Annotated in this window: 11 protein-coding genes and 1 pseudogene; 2 read left to right on the top strand and 10 right to left on the bottom strand. The window is 44.5% G+C overall.

Annotated features, from left to right (window positions below; genetic code table 11):
- Positions 1–3: 3 nt before the first annotated feature.
- The 8 genes from H70357_RS12820 to H70357_RS12780 form a co-directional block, all read right to left on the bottom strand.
- Positions 4–1,761 (bottom strand): sensor histidine kinase, encoded by a 1,758-nt coding sequence (locus H70357_RS12820; protein WP_156130862.1) that lies wholly within the window; start codon positions 1,759–1,761, stop codon positions 4–6.
- Positions 1,762–1,782: 21 nt separating this feature from the next.
- Positions 1,783–1,986, bottom strand: a complete 204-nt coding sequence (locus tag H70357_RS37120) for a hypothetical protein (protein ID WP_379144876.1) — start codon at positions 1,984–1,986, stop codon at positions 1,783–1,785.
- Between the two features lie 245 nt (positions 1,987–2,231).
- Positions 2,232–12,545, bottom strand: a complete 10,314-nt coding sequence (locus tag H70357_RS35860) for a CBM35 domain-containing protein (protein WP_052091998.1) — start codon at positions 12,543–12,545, stop codon at positions 2,232–2,234.
- A gap of 289 nt (positions 12,546–12,834) precedes the next feature.
- Positions 12,835–13,026 carry a hypothetical protein gene (locus tag H70357_RS12805; RefSeq protein ID WP_038589796.1) on the bottom strand — a complete coding sequence of 64 codons (192 nt, stop codon included), beginning with the start codon at positions 13,024–13,026 and terminating at the stop codon, positions 12,835–12,837.
- A 400-nt stretch (positions 13,027–13,426) separates the two neighbouring features.
- Positions 13,427–14,449 carry a glycoside hydrolase family 130 protein gene (locus H70357_RS12795; RefSeq protein WP_038589791.1) on the bottom strand — a complete coding sequence of 341 codons (1,023 nt, stop codon included), beginning with the start codon at positions 14,447–14,449 and terminating at the stop codon, positions 13,427–13,429.
- A gap of 34 nt (positions 14,450–14,483) precedes the next feature.
- Complete coding sequence (locus tag H70357_RS12790; RefSeq protein WP_038589788.1) at positions 14,484–15,317, bottom strand: carbohydrate ABC transporter permease; 834 nt, start codon at positions 15,315–15,317, stop codon at positions 14,484–14,486.
- Between the two features lie 3 nt (positions 15,318–15,320).
- The gene (locus tag H70357_RS12785) at positions 15,321–16,196 is read right to left on the bottom strand and encodes a carbohydrate ABC transporter permease (RefSeq protein WP_038589785.1); all 876 of its coding nucleotides are present in this window, start codon (positions 16,194–16,196) and stop codon (positions 15,321–15,323) included.
- A 135-nt stretch (positions 16,197–16,331) separates the two neighbouring features.
- Positions 16,332–17,678 carry an extracellular solute-binding protein gene (locus tag H70357_RS12780; RefSeq protein ID WP_038589782.1) on the bottom strand — a complete coding sequence of 449 codons (1,347 nt, stop codon included), beginning with the start codon at positions 17,676–17,678 and terminating at the stop codon, positions 16,332–16,334.
- Positions 17,679–17,939: 261 nt separating this feature from the next.
- Between H70357_RS12780 and H70357_RS12775 the strand changes: the two genes are divergently transcribed.
- Both H70357_RS12775 and H70357_RS12770 read left to right on the top strand, forming a co-directional pair.
- On the top strand, positions 17,940–18,971 hold the full coding sequence (locus tag H70357_RS12775; RefSeq protein ID WP_038589779.1) for a substrate-binding domain-containing protein: 1,032 nt from the start codon (positions 17,940–17,942) through the stop codon (positions 18,969–18,971).
- Between the two features lie 146 nt (positions 18,972–19,117).
- A pseudogene (locus H70357_RS12770) lies at positions 19,118–19,447 on the top strand (helix-turn-helix transcriptional regulator); the annotation flags it as partial.
- A 315-nt stretch (positions 19,448–19,762) separates the two neighbouring features.
- On the opposite strand, the gene H70357_RS34805 reads toward H70357_RS12770, so the two are convergent.
- Both H70357_RS34805 and H70357_RS12760 read right to left on the bottom strand, forming a co-directional pair.
- Entirely contained in the window at positions 19,763–23,476 is a 3,714-nt protein-coding gene (locus tag H70357_RS34805) for a glycosyl hydrolase 53 family protein (RefSeq protein ID WP_063848041.1), read from the bottom strand.
- Between the two features lie 218 nt (positions 23,477–23,694).
- Positions 23,695–25,281, bottom strand: a complete 1,587-nt coding sequence (locus H70357_RS12760) for an extracellular solute-binding protein (protein ID WP_038589773.1) — start codon at positions 25,279–25,281, stop codon at positions 23,695–23,697.
- Between the last annotated feature and the right edge of the window lie 56 nt (positions 25,282–25,337).

The following is a 25,337-nucleotide window of genomic DNA, read 5'->3' as shown; positions in this document are numbered from 1 at the left end:
ATCTCACTCCTCGCTAACAGGAACATAAATCTTGACGGATGTTCCTTCACCTGCTTTAGAATCAATATTTAAAACGGCTGCTAATCCGAAGTGCCATTTTAGTCGATCATGGACATTTTTCAGACCAACATGGCGCCCATAATTGACACCTTTTTCCATAAAATCCCTCAGATTTTCCATGTCCTCTTCATCCATGCCCAGTCCGTTATCGGTTACCTCAATCACAAGCACGCCATCATGAATATGCGCAGATACCTGAATGAGACCCGTTTTTCCGCTGTTCTCGATTCCATGAATACAGGCATTCTCCACTAGCGGCAGGATGCTCAGCTTTGGGATCAGAATATTCAATGCAGAATCATCCATGGACAACTGGTAGCTAAACCGCTGCTCGAAGCGAAATTTCTGAATCTCCAAAAAATCAGAGACAAAATCCATCTCTTCCCTCAACGGAATCCGGTCATTCCCCCACTCGATAGACCTTCTAAAGCCTTTTGCCAGCCTGCGGATGATTGAAGCCGTTTTCAATTCTCCGTTGCTCACGCAATTCATGCGAATGGATTCCAACGTATTGAACAGGAAATGTGGATTGATTTGGCTTTGCAGCGCATTAAACTGAGCCTGCTTGCGATCAAGCTCCGCCAAGTACACATCCTGAATCAGCCTGCTGATTTGCACGGTCATCCGATTGAATTCTTCTGTTAGCTGGCCGATTTCATCGGTAGAGGGCTTTATGGGGAGAGGCTCAAACCTCTGGTTTTTCACTCGTTTAATCTGCTTCAGCAAAAGTCCAATTCTTGTATTCAATGAGCGGGAGAACTGAAAAATAAAAACACTTGGAAACAAAAAATTCACGATCGTAAGATACAAGATAAACGACTGGGATTTTAATACTGCTTGCAAAGCCTGATTATCAGGGTAAACTCCGACCATCTTCCAGCCTTTCAAAAAGCTCACGTTATCAAAGTTTCTGGACAACACCATAGTATGATCAGTCTTTTGCTCCCCTAACACTTCCCCAACAGCTTTGCCCCCCGACGAAAAAACCACGATTTCCTCCGGGTTCAACAAATATACAAGCCTTGAACTTGAATTGTCTTGCAAGGTATTCTCTAAAAACTGCGGTATGATGTCAATTTTGAGCAGCTTATCGTAATTGCTATACCCTTTATAGAAATCCAATTTGCGGATAATGCTAAGGTAAAGCTGTCCACACGCACCTTTCGTCGGGGAAATGGTCTGGTCCTCACATACAGAGGGATTCGTGTACACCAACAGCTTGCCGGGAGCTTGATCGTTCTTCAGTTCCTCGTACAATACCTCCAGATCCTTGTCCTTCAACAGTGGTTTCAACACCCCTGCTGAAATCAAGGTAGGGTTATTCGTATACACATAGGCGTTATATAGTTGTTTTTCGATAGGCACGAAGCGGTTTAATGCAGGGTTGATGACGGTGTTGTAGGCCTGAAGCATGGCATCCTCATCGGTATATGAGGTGTCCAGTGAATTGTATAAGGAAACATCGCTATACAGTGCAGAGGAGTAACCAATCAATCCTTCAATCATTTTTTGAAAGGTTTCCTTATTCTTTTCCAAGGACAAATGGTAATCAGCGGTCTTTTGCCTCTGCACACTCTCGGCAGTTTTCCAATAGAAAGCGGAATTAGTCAGCATGACCGGGATAAAAACGACAGCAAAATATACAACCATTAATTTATACCTTAATCTTAAGTCATTCCATCGAAATAAGCATGATTTCACTGAATGCCCCTCCTTCTGTAGCTACCCAGCGCATCGGTAAATAACTGCATGATACCCTTTATTATGGATCTGGTTGACCAAAAAGTAACCGTAAACCTGAACCAAGCACTCTGCGTCGCCCTTGACATAATCAAAGGTGCGGTACCACCTCTTCTCCTCTACCCATCGGCATTGCAGGTCGTTATGGCTAAAATACGGATTGTCGATCAGACCATGGCGGATCAAGGCAGAGTGGACGAGGTCTTGTTGGCATGCACATGCAAGGGGCAATGGCCATAGTTGCAGTAAATCTCAAAAGAATAATGACACTATTGAAGTAGAAAACAAGAAGTAATCTATAAAATAAAGGCGAATTCTCATTCATAATTGAATGGAATTTCGCCTTTATTTATTTTTGGGCATTTCATAAGTCCAAACTTAACCTTTTTCAGCGGCCTCGAAATGAACCCGAGGGTTTCGTGCTAGTAGATTTACTTTATTGTTATTTCATCCACATAAATTGTTGCTTGACCAGTTGGACCGGAAAGTGTCCTGACCTGAAGTCCAAATGCTTTCATGAAATTTAAAGTTGTTAGGCTACTAATATCCAGCGAAACGGTCATAAATCCATTTTCATCTACTGCAGATTGAGTTGTAAACGGATCTGAGATCGTCCAGCCCTGCCAAGACTCTCCGCTTTGTGCAAACAAATGGACTCTTACGCCAGCCAATGATGTCCCCTCGTCACTAGGTACGATTTTCACTTTAGCCGTAATTGTCGAAGCGCCGGACAAATCGGTTTGACCTACGTGGCGGATTTGAAACAATCCGCCGCCGGCAACCAAGCTGAAATCTGCCTTAATTGAATAGTTGCCCTGTGCGTACACAGCGTTCGTAACCGAAAGATTAGTAGCCAAGGCTGTATTATACTGATTATTGCTGGCAGTATTTAAAGCAAAGCCCTGTAATGTCTGATCTTCAAATCCGTAGACCAAAGAAGGGAACGATGGTTCTACAACCTCCTCGGAAGGAGTCAGTTTAACGTAATCGATGTTGTAGTAGCCCCAGCCGCTATTGATCAATATGGTATTTAAACCTTGAACCAGACTGACAGGAATCGCTTCTCTATCTGTAAATGAGCTTGAAGAAGCGAGGTCTACATTTACTGCGGCTCCACCGTTAATAACCAGTTGGGTCTTCTTGTCGCCATTCGGTGAGCTGTATCCTAGTACCAGATCATAATTCCCCGCTGTTTCGGCATCATAATTGAGAGTAATGGAACCATCGCTTTTGAAGGCTACGTATCCGTCCCCTGAATAACCGCCGACAGAAGTCGCAACCGCTGCTGTTCCGGTTAAGGTGCCGCTTTCGGCCTCTATCGTGTTGTTCGGAACTGTCTTGGTAACGGCAACCGCCTTCACATATTCAATTCCGTAATACCCCCAGCCCTTGGCGAAGCTGATCACATTAGCGCCAGCCACCAGCTGTAGCTTGCCCAGTGAATACTCAGCCACTTTGCCTTCGTTATTCGGAATCGTAATATCCGAGTACGCACCTCCATTTATGCTTACAGATGTTTTTTTATTTACGACGTATGGATTATAGTAACCAAAACTCAGTTCGTACTCACCGTCGCTCGGAACAGTCAGTGTGAAATCGGCAGTTCCGTCTGTTCCGCCAAACCAGACATAGCCATCTCCCGAATATTCGGTGTCAGGGCTGGTAGGGACTTTTTTGAAGCTTGCTCCGTTCAGGATTGCATCCTTAGCATATGCCATTAAGCTGTCCGTCTGCCCATCATCCTCTACAAACGTGGACGCCACTTCCGTGAAATACTTATTTGGCATAACAAGAGTCGTGCTGGAGGCAAAAGGGTTTGCAATTGCCCCGATATCCCCGATCCATTTGTCGAATTTCTTGCCCACCTTGGTAGGTGACTTGATGGTTACCGCTTCGCCAGGTGTAAGGGGCCCGGAGCCACTTCCGCCAAATACGGACAAATAATATACCTTGTCGGTTCTGAAAGGAGAGGCCGGCAAACCATCTTTATTGTATAGATTTCCTATTGGCGAGTCATTCCAGTTGTATTTCACTGTAACGGGGTCACTGACCTGCTCCGAAGAAACGACCACCGTGTCGCCGACGATTTGTGCATCCGCCCAGTGATAGACGCCGTCTGCACCTGCAATCGCGAAGCCTTTAAGCCCGTTCAAATCTTCCGTTACCGGAACCAAATCCACCTTAACTCCTGCCATTAATCCCGATCCGGTATGATCAAAGGAAAGAATCAGTTTATTTCCTGACTTCTCTACCGAACGATAGATAGGCCCGGAGTATTCTATCGATTTATTATAGAATTTGCCCAACACACTAATTGCGGCGCGTTCGCCAACATCTTGTTTATTGGTTGGGTGAATGTCTTCCGGCGTACCTACATCTGTCGTCACAACCAGACTCGTAAGCGGATCGTTCAGCACCGTCTGAAGCTGAGCATCCCGAATGACCGTCTCACCGGGATTGTTTTCGAGTTGTGCAGGATTGTCAATGCTTTGAAGTGCACCGTATGCTGCAAGCTGAAGAATTGTAAACGGCAATTGCTCATCATCAAAGGTTTGACGCCAATTCTTGATCAACGCAGGAAGAGCATTGTAATAACGATACTCACCCCAATTGGCTGAACCTTGATACCATAGCACACCCTTCAGCTTATACGGGGCTACTGGTGCAATCATCCCGTTATAAAGAACTGTTGGCGATGTTGCCGTATCTATGTTCGCTGCTCCGCTCTTGATGTCCAGAGCAGCCTGAGCCAAAGAAGGCATGGTTTCGAGCGTTTCACAGCTGGTCCAGTTCTCGATCTTTGTTCCACCTACCGCAGAAAAAATAATTCCGACTGGAACACCCGTTTCCTCCGTCAATTTCTTCGCGAAGAAATAACCCACTGCTGTAAGCCCAGGTACCGTATCCGGCGATGCAACCTGCCATTGCTTCTGGCTTGTAACCATTGAGACCGGAGACCGGCTGGTCAACTGCGGAACGGTAAAGAAACGGATGTTCGGGTTATTCGCATTACTGATTTCCGTTGCTGAGTTGGTAACCTTGGACATCGGAAACGCCATATTTGACTGCCCGGATGTTAGATACACATCGCCGAAGAGAACATCGGTAAATGTAGCGTTCTTCCCCGCGCCCGTCACAGTTATCGTATGAGGTGCGCCTGTTTGGTTTACTCCTATCGATACTTTCCAATTTCCATTTGAATCGGCAATTCCCGAGAAAGTAGTATTATCAAGCTTGACGCTTATCCCAGTTCCAGGATCCGCCCAGCCCCAGATCGCCACATCCTTATCTCGTTGCAAAACCATATGGCTGCTGAACATCGGATTCACGAGTGGCTTGCTAGTATAATCAGGCAGGGCGGTGTATTTCAGAATCGCACTCTCGGCATCGAATTCAGCTGTGGAGCCAATTTGCCGAGCATAGGCTTTCAATTCATATTCGCCTTGTTCAGGCACTTTCCATGAATAGGAATAGTTTTTACTATAGTTGTTCACATACTCCCATTCACCGCCTGCCTTTCTTGCCAGGAAGCGATATTCTGCCGAATTGTTAGCAAGCGCATATAGCGTTACTGGAGTGTCAACCGCACCTGAAGCTCCTGCTGCTGAATTCAGATTTACAGAGGTCACAGACCCTCCCCCGCCAGTCAGTTGAATATAGTCAATATCCATCCAACCCCAAGCGGTTCCAATATCGATGGTATTAGCGCCCGCTGTGAAGTCATATTGCCCCAATATGGCATCCTTCCAGATGCTCGTTTCGGCAAAGTTATAATTAGCAATTCTCGTACCGTTCAGGCTGACCGGATTTACTTTACTTCCACCTGCTGTTTTGTAGTGGATAGCAAGCATATACGTCCCGGCACGCTCCAGATTGACCGGAATCTGCAAAGTATCCCCGGAAGTTTTGAAGCCTGTTACATAGCCTGTACCGGAAAACCCGCCACTTTCTGTGGACACGGTTACTCCTCCATTTAACGTACCGCTCTCCGCCTCAAATTTGATGATATTCGGATTCTCAACAACAACGGAAGGGGTCAGTCTGATGTAATCGAGGTTGTAATAGCCCCAGCCACTATTGATCAGAATCGTATTTGAACCTTGAACCAGATTGACAGGAATCGCTTCACTCTCTGTGAAGAAGCCTGAAGAAGCAAGGTTTAACTCTACTGCTGCTCCACTGTTGATGGTCAGTTGGGTCTTCTTGTCGCCATAAGGTGAGCTGTATCCTAGTACCAAATCATAATTCCCCGCAGCTTTGGCGTCATATGTGAGAGTAATGGAACCGTCGTTTTTGAAGGCTACGTACCCGTCCCCTGAATATCCGCCGATTGAAGTCGCAACTGTTGTTGTCCCGGTTAGGATACCGCTTTCGGCCTCTATCGTGTTGTTTGGAACTGTCTCGGTAACGGCAACGGCCTTCACATATTCAATTCCGTAATATCCCCAGCCCTTGGCGAAGCTGACAACATTTGCACCAGCCGTTAGCTGTTGCTTGCCCAGTGAGAACCCGGCCACTTTACCTTGGGTATCCGGAATCGTAATATCCGAGGACGCACCTCCATTAATACTTACAGATGTATGTTTCGAACCGTTTGGAATATAGTAGCCAAAACTCAATTCATACTCACCGTTGCTCGGAATATTTAGTGTGAAATCGGCCGTTCCGTCCCCACTAAACCAGATATATCCATCTCCTGCATATTCAGTGTCAGGGCTGACAGGAGTTTTACTGAAACTTGCTCCGGCGCCCGTCAAGACTGCATCCTTGGCATATGCCATAATGCTGTCCGGCTGTTCCGAACTATCTGCATACGTAGCTCCCACTTCCGTGAAATGCTCATTTGGCATGACAAGAGTCGTGTTGGAGGAAAGAGGGTCCGCAATCGCCCCGATGTCCCCAACCCATTTGTCGAATTTCTTGCCTGCCTTGGAAGGTGCCTTGATGGTTACCGCTTCGCCAGGTGTATGGAACCCGGAGCCGCTTCCGCCAAATACGGACAAATACGACACATTGTCGGTTCTGAAAGGAGAAGCAGGCAAACCATCTTTATTATATAGATTTCCTATTGGCGAATCATTCCAGTTGTATTTCACTGTAACAGGGGCACTGACCTGCTCTGAAGAAACGACCACCGTGTCGCCAACGATTTGTGCATCCGCCCAGTGATAGACGCCGTCTGCACCTGCAATCGCGAAGCCTTTAAGCCCGTTCGTATCTTCCGTTACCGGCACCAAATCCACCTTTACTCCTGCCATTAATCCCGATCCGGCATGATCAAAGGAAAGAATCAGTTTGTTTCCTGATTTCTCCATAGATTGATAGATAGGCCCGGAGTATTCTATAGGTTTATTATAGATTTTGCCCAACGCACTAATTGCGGCGCGTTCGCCAACGTCTCGCTTATTGGTTGGATGAATATCTCCCGGCGTACCCACATCTGTCGTTACAACCAGACTCGTAAGCGGATCGTTCAGCACTGTCTGAAGCTGCGCATCCCGAACGATCGGCTGACCGAGGTTGGTATCGGGTTGTGCTGGATTGTCAACGCTTTGAAGTGTACCGAATGCCGCAAGCTGAACAATTGTAAACGGTAATTGATCATCACCAAAAGTTTGACGCCAATCCTTGATCAACGTAGGAAGCGCTTTGTAATAACGAGCCTCGCCCCAATTAGCCGAGCCCTGATACCACAGTACGCCCTTCAACGTATAAGGGGCTACCGGCGCAATCATCCCGTTATAAAGTGCTGTTGGAGATGTTGCTGTATCTATGTTCGCCGCTCCGCTCTTGATGTCCAAAGCAGCCTGAGCCAAAGAAGGCATGGATTCGAGCGTTTCATAGCTGGTCCAGTTCTCGATCTTTGTTCCGCCTACCGCAGAGAAAATAATTCCGACTGGAACGCCTGTTTCCTCTGTCAGCTTCTTCGCGTAGAAATAACCTACTGCTGTAAGCCCAGGTACTGTTTCCGGCGAAGCCACCTGCCATTTCTTCTCGCTTGTAACCATGGAAACCGGGTACCGGCTGGTCAGCTGCGGAACGGTAAAGAAACGGATGTTCGGGTTATTCGCATTACTGATTTCCGTTGCCGCATTGGTAACCTGGGACATCGGAAATGCCATATTCGACTGCCCGGATGTCAGATATACATCACCGAAGAGAACATCAGTAAGTGTAACTGTCTGCCCCGCACCTGTCACGGTGATCGTATGAGAATCGCCTGTTTGATTGACTCCAATCGGTACATTCCAATTCCCGTTAGCATCGGCAGTTCCCGTGAAGGCCGTTGCATCAAGCTTGACGCTTATCTCAGTTCCAGGCTCCGCCCAGCCCCAGATCGACACTTCCTTGTCTCGCTGCAAAACCATTTGGCTGCTGAATATCGGATTCACAAGTGGCTTGCCAGTGTAATCAGGCAGTGCGGTGTAATCCAGAATCGCACTCTCGGCATCGAATTCGGCTGTGGAGCCAATTTGCCGCGCATATGCTTTCAATTCGTATTCGCCTGAACCAGGGGCCGCCCATACATAGGAATAGTTTTTGCTGTAGTTGTTCACATACTCCCATTCGCCGCCTGCCTTTCTTGCCAGGAAGCGGTATTCCGCCGAATTGTCTGCGAGCGCATAAAGCGTTACCGGGATGTCAACCGCACCCGAAGCTCCTGATGACTTCAGATTCACAGAGGTCACTGGTCCTCCCCCGCCAGTCAGTTGAATATAGTCGATATCCATCCAGCCCCAGCTAGTCGCAATCTCGATCGTATTGGCGCCCGCTTTAAAATCATATTGTCCCAGTACAGCGTCTTTCCAGACACCCGCTTCAGCGAAGGTGTAATTGGCAAGGGTTGTACCGTTCAATTTGACCGTATTTACTTTACTTCCGCCTATTGTTTTGTAGTGGATGGCAAGCATATACGTCCCGGCACGCTCCAGATTGACTGGAATCTGCAAAGTGTCCCCGGAAGTCTTAAAGCCTGTTACATAGCCTGTACCGGAAAACCCGCCACTTTCAGTGGATACAGTTACTCCTCCGTTTAAAGTGCCGCTCTCCGCCTCAAATTTGATTGTATTCGGATTCTCGGGAATGACGCTATCAGTCGAAATTCGTACCTCATCGAGATAAGCCGCAGTATTGCCCGATCCGCTAAAGCTGTCAAACTTCACGCCTATGACCCTCACCTGACTTAAATCGGAAATTCCGGCAAGAGGCAGCGACAAGGTGGTAAATGCAGTGGAGTCCACATCGAACGGTCCGCTGTCTGTCCAGGTCCAATTGGAACCCGTCTTGATATACAGACGAGCCTTCGCTGTTCCATTCGAAAGCTTTACCTTTGCGCTTAGCGTATCAACAGCGCTCAAATCCAATGTCACATTTTTCGTCAATTCGAACTCAGTTCCAGCAAGAGAAAAGGCAACGCGAAGTGCCTGAGCGCCTTCTGTAGAAGCCTCAGAGGTTACAGTCACCGGCTCTGCACTTGCAGTGTTTGACTCAATGGTCCATCCCTCAGTATCCGTTTCAAATCCATACAGAAGCTGAGGCCCTGCAGCCGTACCGCCATCGGGAACTCCGCCTGTTCCGTCATTGAACGCCTGGATGTCATCAAAGTACAAGGTACCAGTTGTAGCAGCCACCGATGAACTCTTGTTCACAAATATTGAGAACGTTTGGACATCCTTCAGGTACTTCTTTGTAATCACTTGGCCCGCATTGGCGGTATCCCAAGGAGCAGGCTTGAACTCACTGAACGGAATCGCAATCTCACCTGCCGTCTGTCCGGCCAAGGATGGATAGGCCTCGAAGGAAATGCCGCTCATCTTGATTTGAACAACCAGCTTTTGGTTGCTTCCGTCCGGCTCATACCAGAATTTCAGCTGGTTTGCTTCGGACCAGTTGACATTGTCCATATTCTTCATTTGTCCGGTATATCCTTGAACCCCTACGTTGTAAGCGAATTTCAGGCCGTACTGACCGCTATTCTTGTGTTCCGTGTCGAGAGAAATTGTGCTCAAGTCACCTCCGGGACTGTATGCATTGTCAAGCAGTTCATTATTGCCATTGTAATTCTCAAACGTATCCACTACCAAGGTGTTTGAATTTGGCAGCGTATCATTAACATATACTTGAATCGTTTGCTTAATGACGCTGCCGTCCTTTGCATACGATTTGACTGTAATGGTCGTGCTCAGCCCGGAAAGTGCAGCACCCGGCGTCCATGAAGCCAAATAATAGAATCCACTGTTGTCAATCGTCATCGGATGTTCAACAGAATCACTGCCGATCAGATAGACTACTTTCTCAGTATTCTGATGCAACACGCGTGCCCTAATGAGTGAAGCGCTTTCAATAAGAACTGTTTCATTATTGGTTGGTGTTGCGATATGCAGATAAGGATTCTTTTTGGACGCCTCCACATCCTTCGTGTAAATGTTGTCAGTCTTCACTTCTTTGTTAAAGGAAGTATACGGATCATTGTAGTAATTCACCAAATCCGGCAGCAGCTCATGATCCCCAAGTCCGTTCAGCCCGTTCTTGTAAGGAACGAAGAAGTTATCAGTACTGAAATTGGCCCAGGTCATCATATAAGCCATTTTCTTGGCATCCGGATCGGATTTTAAAGCATCCAGCAGTTTGGTAAAAAAGTGAAGATCGTTGGTTCCGGACGGCCGCAAATTGGAGTAACCAAATTCCGTCAAGGCCGCTACCTTGCCTTTGGAATCAGCCAGTCTGGAGACCAGCTTGGCATCCTGCAAAACGCCTCCGAACCAGCCTTCCGAATTACCATTATAGTAAGAGTCAAAGCCAAGGATATCCACATATTCGTCTCCAGGATAAGTCTCCATATAGGTAGCTTCCGAATTGTTGAACGAACTGTTCGGCGAGTAGGCATACAGGAAGTTGTTAACGCCCTTGACATCACGCAGATACTCTACGGTGTATCGATATAACTCAATGTACTGCTCCTTGGTTCTGTATGGGGCTCCCCACCAGAACCAGCCTCCGTTTTGCTCATGGAACGGGCGGAAGATGACTGGAATCTGTTTGTTGTCATCATCCTTCAGATTGTTGGCGAAATCCGCAATCAAATCCAGGAACTGGTTGTACTCCTCATGCTTTTCTCCGCCTGGAAGAATGCTGGATACAACCTTGCCTTTAGTATCATTGAAGCTGCCTCCGGTGACGAAATTCGGCATATGAGCGCTTAAAGTCACTACGCCGCCTTCCTCATACGCCTTCTTCATCACAGCGACTAAATTATCCCTATTCTGCTGTTTGTTGTTCAGCCCTACACCCGGCTTTTCTTTCCCCTCCAGGCTTAGCGTGTCCCAGCCGAACACTCCCGGTAAATCGCCGACCGCATTTAGCACATCGGATTGGGTACCATCCTTGGCTGTAATAGATAAACCCTCTGTCGTATCATGCTGATGTCCAAACAATACCTGAGTTCCCCGAACTTCATTCAGGTATTGGAACAACGATCCGGTCTCCGCAGTAGCATTCACATCCACCAAATCAATCGTTTTATTCTCTGGATTGACTGGGTCGACTGGATTGCCGGAACCACTAGTTCCATTCCCCGTCGTTCCTGTCGTATTTGTTTTAGTGCCTACAACCTCAAGCTTGCCTTGTTTAAGAACATAGCTGGTGTTTTTGGTGAGCATTTGTCCGTTAACCGTCACACCATCAGCTAAAACGGTTATTTCAGAAATTGTACCTGCTCCCTCAATGATTGTTCCAGCCCCACCGCTGTTAATGGTCAAATGATTCACTGAGGAGTCGCTATCGAAGGCTAGAATCGCCGGAGAATTCACTATAATATTCCCAGCGTTCGATTTCTTTGAAAACACGATACGAACCTTGCCGTCAGGACGCTGAACTACAAGATCTCCTACAGTGGTCTGATTCATATGAATAGAGTTCTCGCCGCCACCGGCTACATAAGTTATGCCCTTGATTTGCGATTTCTCCAGTGTTGCATCACCGTTTCCGATCCCGGCAGATAGATACAGATTGCCTGAAATATCTGAATCCTTAAGCGTTACTCCATCTGCACTGATAACGGCATGATTATTGATTTTTCCACCATTATAGGTACCTGCAGAGGAGTACAACTCCGAAACTAACGAGTCAAATACCTTGACCACCTCTGCTCTGGAAATGGATTTATCCGGTTTAAATGAACCGTCGGGATACCCCTTCAAAACATCACTTAGAGCAGCGATGGCTTCTCGTGCATATGGGCGAATAGCATCATAGTCAGAATAAGATTTGGATGCTCCATCTACCTGGGACTTCAAATAAAACGCTTTCACAATTAGCGTTACTGCATCCTGTCTGGACACAGATGTAGTTGCCTTGGCCAGATTTCCAGGGAAACCTTCATAGTATCCAGCTTCTTTGGCTATGGATAGCGCGTTGCTGTACCAAGCATCCTTGGGCACATCGGTAAATGATTGCCCGGAAGCCTGAGTATACCCGAAAATCCGATTGATCATCGTTGCGAGCTCTGCTCTTGTTACCTGCTGATTGGGATGAAAGGTACCATCCTCGTACCCCTTCACCACGCCAAGACGAGTCCACTTGTCGATGCTGGACTGAGCCCAATGCTGTGATTGTGACGTCTGATTAACAGAACCCGCGGAAGAAGTTCCCGACAAGGAATCAGCAGTCACTGTGCCTTGAACGAATGTTGTGAATAACAGAATCATGATCAGAAAAATAATCATACCCTTTCTTACCGATCTCATTTTACCCCTCCATAATCAAGATGTTAGTCGTCCGGTTACCATCATAATGAATAATAATGACTGCCTGAACATCACCTCCCTTCAAGTGAAAGCCGGGCCAGCACACATTAGGTCGTGAACATAGCCAGCTTCTCTTTCAATTTGGTTGACTCGTTTTCCAATTCGATTAACAGCTCAACAAGCTTTATCCTGCACAGACTGGAAAATTTGATTCGTATCCTGTACTACCTTAATCAGACGCGCATACAAGGGACTCACTTCAGATATTGTATTGACCGTGTCGTTCATTTCAATTGTAATTATTCGTCTGTCTAGTTACGTTCTGCATCACTTCCCACACCTTAATTACCGATAAGTCTGTCTGCTGAAGACGGATCACATTATCTATCAGCATATTCGTCTTCTGTTCAGCTAACAGCGTTGTATCCTTTGCCTGATTGGTGCCAACAACCTGCCCCATTTCCACAATAATATCTTCCATTAGTGAATTTCCACGTTCAGCTTCCTGAGCCAGATCAACTGCAACCGAAGCAATTTGGAGTAAGCCGCTCGGAAATAATATGTCGGACCATGTCCTGAATATCGCGATTGGACAATGACTACTGGAGTGAATCCTCATAACGCTTCAGAACTAATTCAAGTATGTCAGCTGTTTGAGAGATGGTATGTTGATTCGTGAATCTAGCATTATTCTGAATAGTTGTTTTGATATTTGATAGGAAAATAACCCTAGCGACATCGTAAATAATAGAGTTCCTGCAAAAACAATAATTAAGCTGCTCCAATATCATGTCCTTTCCCATGATCTCTTCCTCCTTAATATTGAAACGGATTACATCATATTTGATCTAATCCGTTCTCGTTCTTGTTCAATTGAAGAGTTACATTTTTCCAATCTCTGCATCATCTGCTATATCTTCATGGGTCGCTTTCACGTAATCCACAATTTCCTTAACTGTGGTATAGGCAACCCCTACATAGGTGTCTGCAGCTCCATAATAGATAGCAATTTTTCCACTTTCGGCATCCTGCAATGTCGCACAAGGGAACACCACATTCGGCACAAACCCGCGCTCTTCGTACCATTCTTCCGGTGTAAGCACATATGTGCTTGAACGGTATTTCACTCTGGACGGCTCATCACGGTCAAGGATAACAGCTCCCATACTATAAATAAGACCGTTACAAGTACCCGTTACACCATGATAGAACATCAGCCAACCTTCAGAGGTTTCAATTGGAGCTGGTCCTCCGCCAATTTTGACTGCCTGCCACCAGCCTTGCCCACCCTTAGTCATTACATGACGATGCTTGCCCCAATATACGAGATCAGGGCTTTCACTCAGAAACACATCGCCAAACGGAGTATGTCCGCTGTCACTTGGACGAGATAGCATCACATAATTGTTGTTAATTTTCTTCGGAAACAGCACGCCATTACGGTTAAATGGAAGAAACGGATTTTCTAATCGAACAAATGTTTTAAAATCCGTTGTCTTGGCCATCCCTATCGATGCGCCATAGAAATCAGTGCACCAAATAATATAATAAGCATTCTCAACCTTTAACAACCTCGGGTCATAAGCATAGTTAGGTTGGAATGGCTTTCCTTCTTCGTCAATAAACTCAATACGCTCTTCTTCGATTTCCCAGTTGTACCCATCCTCACTTTTACCTAAGTGCAAATGCGGACGTCCATTGATCGTCTCGGCACGAAAAACGCCAAGAAAAGACCCTTCATACGCTACTACAGCGCTATTAAATATTCTTGCGATTCCTTTAGCCGGATTTCTCTTAACAACAGGGTTCTCGCTATGTCTCCAGACAGGGCCAACAGCCCCCTCCGGTTTGTCTTGCCAAGGAATATTCTTAAGGTTTTCTCCAATAATTTTCACAGTTGTCATTTGTAATGATCTCCTTCTAACTATTTATAATGTTTTATTTAACTGATCCTTGTGCAAAGCCGTTGTAAATGTATTTTTGCAGTGAAAGAAAAATAACCAGAATCGGAACAATGGTAATCATAATTCCGGCACAAATAACTTCCCATTGCGAACCGTATGGACCTTTAAACTTGAACAATGCAGTAGACAGTACCTGCAAGTTCTCACTTGGCATATACAGGAACGGGGTATAGAAGTCGTTGTAGACGCCAACACCCTTGATGATGATAACCGTAACGATCGCCGGAGCCAGCAGCGGAAGAATGATCCTCCAGAAAATAGTGAAGTAGGATGCCCCGTCCAGCATTGCCGATTCGTCTAAAGACTCTGATATGGAATTCAAAAATTGAAGGAAAATGTAAACGGCAATAATATCCGTTCCCAAATAGAGCAAAATTGGCGCAAATCTGGTATCCACTAAATGGAAAAAGTTGATGATACGAAAAGTAGCTACTTGCGTCGTTACACTTGGAATCAGGGTAGCCAGCAAAAATGCCCCCATTAAAAGCTTGTTGCCGCGAAATTCAAAGCGGTTCAGAACATAAGCGATCATCGAGCCGATCAAGGTAGCGCCAACAATTGAAACAACAAGGATGATGATGGTGTTTCCGAAGCCAAGCAGCATTTTTCCGTTAACAAGTGCTTTGGAATAGTTGGCGAAATTCAGCCAATTTTCCGGTGGGGTCAAAGGGCTTGTGCTGCTGTATTCCTTATTCATTTTAAATGAAGCAAAAAATACAACCACGATAGGCACAAGAGCTACAAACGCTCCGAAAAGCAGGGATACATATTTAACTAGGCCGCCTGCGGCATACTTTAGTCTATACATGAATTATTTCTCCTCCTTGATCAACAACCGTTGCAGCAATGTGGCGATAATAACGATAAAGAGGAGAACGACTGCCATGGCAGAAGCTAGACCCAATTTGTTATACTTGAACGCTGTTGTTACAGTCTGGATAACGAATGTATTACTACCGTTAGAACCACCGGTCATAATATATGGAATGTCAAAAGCACTAATCGCACCACTTATCGCAAGAATCAGGTTCAATTGAACAATTTGCTTGATGCTCGGAAGAATAATATGTCTGAATTGATGCCATCGATTAGCACCGTCTATTTCTGCAGCTTCATAAATATCCTTGCCGATCGAGGAAATTGCACCCAGGAATATAATAAAGTTAAAGCCCATGTATCTCCATATAGCAGCACCTGCCAAAGAAACGTTTATGATTTTAGGATTAAGCAACCATCCTTGAATAAAGTCTCCCAACCCTACAGCGCGCAAGATGGTATCAAGCGTACCGTCAGGTCTGAAGAAGAACAGGAAGATAAAGCCGATGGCTACACCATTTAATAGATAAGGAAAAAACAGAACACCCTTAAAGAAGTTTTTGAATTTTACATTAAAGCTCAGAATGGTTGCAAAATACAGGGCGATCGCCATCTGCACAAACGATGCAGCAAAGTAATACAAGCTGACTTTGAAAACGGAAAAATACTTGGAATCCGTAAATATGGTTTTATAATTATCAAAGCCCACATAATCAAAGCTTTTGCTATAGCCATTCCAGTTGGTAAAGCTGTACTTGAACATATTGAATACGGGCAAATAAGCAAGGGTGAACAATAAAACGACCGGAATCAGGGAAAAGGAAATAATAATAATTTTCCGCTGTGCTTTATAGCTTAAATTTTTAAACACCACTCATACCTCCAATAAATCTAGCTGTATACAATTTCACGCCAACGCGAATGAACAATGTAAGGGAAACGTACTAAGTCATACGTTCCCCTATCCATATTCATCTAACCTCAACTAGATATAAAAAGTCGCCTATTATTGAGCTACTTTTGCACGTGCCTTCACCCATGCATCGTTCAAATCCTTCATAATTTCATCATAGGATTCGTTTGTATTACCAATTGCCGCTTCGATAATACGTTTCTTGAATTCAGGCTGTCTGAGGCCGACTTCACCCTCTTTGTCGATCTTGTCGACCAGACCTTCTTGCCCCTCCTTGGCAGGACTCGGCAATTCAAACTTAATGTCAGTGCCTTCAAATTGCTTTAAAGAGGCGGGAAGCTCCGCGCCGACAACTGGACTCATACCGCCGACTTGTTCGGTCGGGTAACCGGATTCTTTAATGAACCAATCGAGCCATGCTCTAGCCGCTTCTTTATTTTTACTGTGTTTGCTAATTGCAAGATTATAGTCGCCAGCCAAAGGCAAAATTACTTCAGATGCGTTTGTAGGGAACGGCATGTAGGCAATATCATCAGGATTTTCAGCTAACCCTTGAACTTGAACGATTGCCCACGAACCAAGCACCATAGCACCGATTTTTCCATTAGCCATGTCATTCTTGGAAGCTTCCCAGTTCGTTGTTGTTGGGTCAGCTTCGATCAAGCCTTCTTTGGCAGCGTCATACATTACTTTGTACAAATCATAATGTGGTTTACCCGGAACAAAGTTTTCATCCGTATTTGGCTGCTCCACATTTACATAATCCACACTGCCTGCAACCGTCGTAAGTCCACCCTCCCACTGAGTCAAAGGCCAGGAATCAGCATAGTTGGTGTACAAAGGAACAACCGAGTTGTCTTTTGCTTTAATCGCTTTCAATGCATTCAAGAACTCATCCGGTGTTTTAGGGGTAGTAGTCACGCCTGCATTTTCAAACACTTTCTTGTTATACAAAATACCTGTGAAGTTAACCGCAGTGGGAATACCGTATACCTTTCCTCCTACCGTTCTTTCCTCAATACCGATGTATTCCTTGCTCAGATCGGAATAATCGCCAAGCGGTTCAAAAAAGTCTGCAGCATCTTTAATCGGAATACTTGTCGGGAACAGCAAAACGTCACCATAGTCATCGGAGTTCATACGAACTGAGATTTGTCCTTCAAAGTCGGACAAGGCCTGAAATTTCACCTTCACATCAGGATAAATCTTGTTGAATTCAGCAGCGTATTCTTTGAACACTGTATCCACAATATCTGTTCTTTGGGTGATTACAGTGATCTCACCAGAGGGCTTTCCGGTTTGTTCTGTTGCTTCTCCATTGCTTCCGGTATTAGCACCCGTATTCGTGCTGGACGTATTCTTGTTTGAAGTACAACCTGCCATCATTGTTCCTACGAGCATTAACGCCATAAATCCAAAAAACATCTTGTTCTTTCTCATTCCTTAACCCCTCTCAATCTAAAAATTAGGTTATCGATAAACTACAAACAGATTCTATATTGAATACGTTTTCTAGTCAATAATTATTTGCATTAAACTTTTATTTTGTTTATAATTATCTTAATTAATTACTTAATAATTACTTTGAATAACTGTATTTAATTAGTCTTTTTATTTGGATGGGATAAATGTATACTTAAATATGATCAATTTTTCAAAACTGATTTTTGATAAAGTAAATCAGGATGGTGAATAAGGCAAATGCGAGGCAACATTACAATGAAAGATATCGCTGATAAAGTAGGAGTCAGTAGCGTAACGGTATCTAAAGCTCTTAGCAATAAAGAAGGAGTTAGTGAAAACTTAAAGATTAAAATCAAAAAGGTTGCCAGTGAAATGGGCTATCGATTTAATTCCGCAGCAAAGTCAATTAAAGATGGGCTATCATATAATATAGGCGTTATGATTCCTTACCGGTTCACTGGAGTTAGCGACTCCTTCTATCTTCGTATGTACCAGCAAATTGCAATTCATTTAGACCATTACGGATATTTTGGTATATTAAATATTCTAAGCAATGAGGATGAAGAGCAACTAAACTTTCCTCGAATTTATAGCGAGAAGAAAGTCGATGGCATCATCATTCTCGGACAGTTTGACAAAAAATATATTGAAACTGTTAAAAAAATGGAACTCCCTAAGATATTTCTGGATTTCTACGATGAGCATGCTGATATCGATTCAATCATTTCGGACAATTTTTATGGAGCCTATGAAATTACAAACTATTTGGTACAATGCGGTCACCGGGAAATCGCTTATGTCGGCAATATTCATTCGACCAGCAGCATACAAGACCGTTATCTGGGATACTATAAATCCTTGCTTGAGCATGGGTTAGCTTATGATGAGCGATTGTTGCTAAATGACCGTGATGAACGTGGAAAATTTATTGATATTCAGCTCCCTGAGAAGATGCCCTCCGCATTTGTCTGCAACTGTGACCAGGTTGCCTATAATTTGTGCGAAAGACTGACCAGTATGGGGTACAGTATTCCTCAGGATTTCTCTGTGGTTGGATTTGATAACGATATTTATGCAACGTTTGCCAATCCACAGCTTACTACGGTAGAGGTTGATATTCAGGAAATGGCCCTTACAGCAGTAAAATCAATTATAGATAAAGTAGCCAACCCAAATCGCCGCAACGGACGTATTCTTGTTCAAGGTAAAATCATATATCGAGACTCTGTGCGAGTAACTAACCCTCCTGTTAATTCACCTCCAAAATAAACGCGCGTTAATACAAAACGCTTAAGGCAGATTGCTCTTTCTGCCTTAAGCGTTTCACGTTCCACCCTCTAAAAAAATATCCTAACGATAACAATTTCGATCATGATTTTTATTTAACTGCACTCAAATATGCCTTAGCAAAATCGGCCAACATCAGTGTTGCAGAATGCAGTAGATGCTTCCGCAAGATTGTCCATACAACACCCTACCGCTACCTTATTGATTATCGTATCAATCGGAGTTTAGATCTATTGAACACAACAAGCTTGTCTGTTACTGATGTTTCAAGTTTTGTTGGTTTCAATCATGTTAATCATTTTATACAATCCTACCTCAGGAATACTAAAATAAACAAATTCGGAATGGATACTGATCCTAATATCATTGCCGATGCCGGCTACAATATGTTAATCAAACGAGATCACATTGAAGAAACCTTCTCAGTAGAGGCTGTTTCAGCACCTGAAAATGGCTAATAACACAAGCAAAAAAATGTGAGGATTAAAAAATACACAGAAATAAAATCGGCGACCACTCCAGCTCTTATAAGAACCGCAGTTGATTTAATAATTCCCCCAACTTACATTCGAGCAAGACCATGTACAGAGCTGAAAACCGATTTAGAATGCTCTGCCGTTCTGCTGACTTCTTTTGAGCTTCTATTAAATCCTCATCCACAGTTTCAGTTTTAAAAATGATTTTATTGGGTTCAGTCACTGGAACCCAACCACGACTATCTATTCGTAAAAAAGCAGAGTTTTGTACCGCTATTAGAAATTGAATTCATATCGTTATTTAATAGAATTGTATACTATCTGTGCAATTTGCGCTCGGTTAGCAGAGGCCTTAGGATTTAACTCATTACCATTTCCTGTGATCCATCCCGCCTCCACTAATAACTTCATCGCATCTTTTGCATAGCCGGCTACAGCAGCTGTATCAACAAAGCTTTCATAGCCCTTAACATTTTTACCTGTAGGCAGCTCATCCAGCTGCTTCAGAATGTTGTACAGAATAACAGACATATCTTGTCGGCTTATCGTTGCTTCCGGCATAAATTTATTGCCGTCCACACCAGAAATGAACCCTAATTTACGTGCAGTGCCCAAGTACCCGGTATAGTACTTATTCCCTGCATCCAAGAAATTATCGGTTATTGCGGTATCTATCTCGATTCCGTAAGCATTCATGACCATCATCAGGAAGTCTGCCCGCGTCACATTTTTCTCAGGTGCAAATGTACTCTCTCCGACGCCATTCGCAATTCCTCTTGCCGCCAAATAGCCAACCGCATCGCTATACCAGTTCTCCAAGTTAACATCATTGAATGTCACTTCGTTATATCCCACAGCATAATTTGAGAAATGGGTTGTCTGAAAGTTCACCTTTCCTGTTGCCGCATCATAACCTCCCTTAACCGGTTTGAGGTTTCCTGCTTTGTCGATGTAATATACAACAATGGCATTCTTCTTTTCACTCGTCAATGGAGTGTAAGGCACGCTAATCTTTAACTTTCCGCCATTGAATTCTGTAATTTCAGCATTACCTGCTTTTACAGAGAAATCAAACACCGGTCTGTCCCCTATTTTGTTCTGAACATTTTCTGGCAAGTCGGATTTTGCAAGCTTCTTGATGCTTATTCTGCTATCCGCTGCTGTACTACCACCAATGGCAGCTGCTGCTTTTGGATCAAAGGTGATCACAGCAATGCCTGCATCCACTCTTAGATCAGCTTTGGCCGTGTCGACTAACGGTTTGAGAGCCTCCATCGGAATTACTAAACTTACAGACTTTTCATTTGCTGCAGCATCAATCTTGATATCGATCACTACTTTTTGTCCAGCAGCTTCAGACTCTTTGACCTTTTGGACCATGTCGGTGATCATGCTCGAATCAAGCTTGGCAGTGGCTACATTTGTTGCCATATCCTTTGTTGCCTTGACCATCACGGTATAAAACGTAGTATTGCCAGTGATAAGAGTACTAGGCTCTGTTTTTGGAGTGCTAACAGGCTCCGTTTTTGGAGTACTAATTCCCCCGGTACCGCTGCCAGAAGGATTATTGCCGGTACCTCCGCTAGTTGGGGGAACTGGCGTAACTGGGGAGTCACTGGTTTTAACCAGAACAAAATCGTCATAGGAACCCCAGTCACCAGGCTTCGCATCCAGAGAAACCCCTATTCTCAACGTTCCGTCAATGACCTTAATATTTTCTATAGCTGCTTTGTTCCATACATTCCAACCCTTATTCGCAAAGCTGGAAATTAATTGGGTCTGATCACCACTAACTGCGTATAACTGATTCTTCATTTCTTCGCCAGCACCCTGCGACCAAGCCGACAAAGTGTAGGTTCCATTCGTCAAGCCGGTAATCGTCTGAAATGCTTCAAAGGTATATGCCGCTTCCTTCCAAAATCCAAGTGACTTTGCACCTTTATAAGCAGAATTCGATGCTAAAGGCGTAGAATCAGGAATGGTCCAACCTTCAGGAGTACCATCTCCATTGACATTTTCAAAGCTGGAATTCATAACAGGGTTCGGGTCCACAGTGAAATGAATGGTATACGTTCTTGTACCCTCTCCCGTTACAACAACCTTTGCGCTGCCAGGTAAAGCAGTTGCTTGTGTAATCACTGCCACTCCGCCGTCTGCTGTTGTTGCCGCAATTAAAGGTATGGTAGTCGTACCATACGGCAGAACCACATTATATTGCTGAAGGTTTGGATCAAATCCAGGAACCGTAGCATTATTCACTTTTAAATCTGCCAATCGGGTGTTATCTTTCTTGATCAGCTCAAAATCGTCAATATTCCCCCACTGCCCGCCAGAAAGTTTATAATGGGCACCTACGGTTAGCGTTCCATCCGTGACTTCAATATTATCCAGAGTAGGCTTGCTCCATTGTTTCCAGCCTGTATTGGTAAAGCTCTGAGCTTTGCTGCCGGCAAAAATCTCCGAAACTTCTTCACCACCACCGCCGGAGACCCAGGCCGATAATGAATATGTTCCATTTTCCAGCCCTGTGATGGTTTGAGAAGCCCTAAATTCAGCAGGGGTCGCACTATAGTAGTGTAATGCCAATGTACCGGAATGCACGTCAATATCGGTGCTAACCGCGCTTTCATCCGCTGAGATGCTCCACGAATTCAATCCGTCCTCAAAACCAGGGTTCTGTATCAAACTTGTACTGGGTACTACGGTAACTTCGCTTGAGGCAGTAAATCCTCCATCATAGGTAACAACTGATACGGTTGCAGTTCCAGTGGAAATTCCGGAAATAGTCCCACTATAACGGTCTACTTTGACAACTTCTGGCTTAGAACTGGTAAATATTACTCCTTTATAGGTTGCATTCGTAGGGTCGATGATTGCTGATAATTTATCCGTCCCACCAACTTCAATATTAGCCGTATGTTTATCAAGAGCCACCGATACAACCGGATTACGGTTGATTTCTGCAGCACCATCAATGAATGCATCCATAGCGAATGTCGATGTGCCATCTATATTCCATGCGGATAAGGGATAGTCAAACATGATTCCTGTAGGTTCCCAGTAAAATATACCGGTTCCCATATGGTTTGGAACGTTATGCAGTTTATTTTGAACGGCTACAAGCATGTTATACACGCTATCGACATCCTTGGAAACGTCCCCCCCGACTTCAACGATCATAACTTCCTTCCCATATTTCTCTTCCAATTTATTCATGTTTTCGCTTAATTCATTAATTGAGGATGTAAAGACTGAATCCGGATAATAGGACAAGCCTATGATATCGTAATCGCTATCTTTGAGACCGGCATCTACGAGACCGGCAAAAAAGGAATCGACACCCGCTTCAGCTCCATTTGCTCTATGGATAATAACCTTGATTCCTGGAAAAACCGCTTTCGCTGCGCTTGATCCGGCTTGAATCAGTTGAACGAGGTTGGACGTATTGCTGTAACTCCCCAACGGATGCATCATTCCATTATTAATTTCATTTCCTATTTGTACCCATTCTGGTGTTACACCTGCTTCTTTTAGTGCATTCATCACCTCAGAGGTATATTCCGATACATGTACTTTTAATTGTTCTAAATCATCGTTAGCCCATGCTGCAGGAGTGATCTGTTTTCCAGGGTCAGCCCAAGTATCACTGTAGTGCAAATCAATCATAACCCTAAAACCGAGAGCGCTTACACGAGAGGCTAATGCAACTACTTCTTCTGTACTGTTATGACCATTGGAAGGGTCATCTGAGGGATCAACCCATGCCCTAATTCTTATGGAATCAATTCCATGCTCCTTTAAAATCTGTAGAAGATCCTGTTCTTTCCCATGATCATTATAAAATTTATACCCTAAAGCCTCTAATTGTGGCAACCAGCTAATATCTGCTCCTTTGGAGAATGAGTCAGGAGCAGACGAGGCTATTGCCTTTGCGGGTAAACCAAATGATGTCATAGATAGAATCATTGAAAATGTAAGAATGATTGCCAGAATTCTTTTTCTGTTTTTCATAGTACAGCCTCCATATTTTATTTTATGAAACTTGGATTTCTCCTCTCAGTTTCGTTAAGCGCTTTCAAAGATACAATAATTTTTTTCTGATAACCAGGTTACCCTGGGGTCAACCGTTCACGTACAGGCCCTCCTTATATAGAGAAAAAGGGCTGCCCCAAAGCTCATGCTTTGAGAGCAGCCCTGAAGCCGTTACATAAAGTTCCACTCTTATTCAGCTATTTTTTTTGTGCTGCAAGGAAGGCGTCAATTTGCGATTGCATTTCAGTCTGGACCTTGTCGATGCCGGCTGATTTCAGCTGCTTGATCAGGTCTGCCTGGCCTTTTTCAATATCATCAATCAATCCGTACTCCAGCGGTATGGCGTAACGCAGCATTACGTTACCGATATTTGCCACTTCATTCTTCACTTTTGCTGTGTCGAAGACAAAGGTTTCCAGCGGGAAGTGATAAATGCTGGACTGCCAGGTGTTGAACATATCGTCAGCTTCCTTCGGATAAGCTGCATCTTGACGATTCAGCGGGGAATTCCAGCCCCAGTTCGAGAAGCCAGTGTAGTTAGCAGCTGCAGGGCCTGCAGTGAACTTTTTATCGCCCTCAGGATTATAGTGAGTTCCGGAGATACCATACATAGTCAAGTCGTGAATTTCCTTGTCATTTTGCAGCAGATCGATCAGCATCAGAGCACGTTCTGGATTCTCCGAGGTTGCATGAATTGACATGCCGTTCTGTGTTGAGATCGCGGCGATTTTCTTTTTGTCCGGAGTGAGATCGGCAATTCCCAGTTCCACATCCGGTTTGTCGCGGCGCATTTCGGAAAGGTTAGCGGCTACAGTACCCAGGTTATGGGCATAAGAAGAAATCTTCCCTGCTTTGATATCCTGCCATACATCATTTTTGTTGCTGACTACGTTTTTAGACCATGCGCCATTGTCGGCCAGATCTTTATAATATTTAAGCAATGATGTGAATTCTGGAGTATCATAAATGTTGAATATTTTACCGGAAGCATCATCCAGCTTGTAAGCCAACGGCAGAAGGTTCGCATCCACCAGGTTGAAGTTGTTGTTCTGCTCCAGCAGTGTTTGGTCTAACTCATGAAACTTCCAGCCATCAGCAGGCTTAGCTCCGAAAGCGGTTATGCCTTTTTCTTCTTTAGCAACCGTTTTCAAGTAATTGGCGTAGGTTTCAGGACTGTTGATTTCTGGAAGATTGTATTTCTTGCGCAAATCCTCCCGATATAATACAACCTTGTCGGTAACCTCAACATTATTGTTCGGAACCATGTAGAGCTTGCCATCGACTTTCGCTTGCTCCCAGTTCACTTTAGGCATAGCTTCCCAGGTTTGCGGCATATACTTGGACAGCATATCATCAGTTAGCTCCATGAATCCACCTTTAAGCGCCTGATCGTTATAGAAAGCCCAGTTAGCTGTGTAAACGAGGTCAAAATCCTCATTGGCGGCAAATTTCAGCGGATACTTCTGTGTCCAATCCGACCAGTCCAGAAATTCTGTTTCTACAGTAGCATTGATTTTCTCTTTTAATTTGGTATTCAGCTCTCCGAATACTTTGTCGTAATCGCCAGGTTGGCCGCCGACCAGTATCATTTTCAGCTTGACCTCTTTGGAAGTATCAGGAGCGCCGGAATTCGTGGCTGCTCCTTCTGTAGTGGTTGCTCCTGCATTCGTTGCTTCCGCAGCTGTATTATTGGTATTGTTACCGCCTCCGCATGCACTGAGGATGGTCCCCAGTGTCATCATCGTTGCCAGCGTAACTGTGAGTTTCTTTTTCTTGTTTGTCATGACAAGTGTTTCCCCCTAATGAAATAGTTGGTTAGATTATATATTGATAACCGGGT

This window comes from Paenibacillus sp. FSL H7-0357, from assembly GCF_000758525.1.
In the GTDB taxonomy this organism is placed as follows: Bacteria; Bacillota; Bacilli; order Paenibacillales; family Paenibacillaceae; genus Paenibacillus_AQ.
Note: the sequence above shows the minus strand (reverse complement) of the source record. Positions and strands in the feature narration are given on the sequence as shown.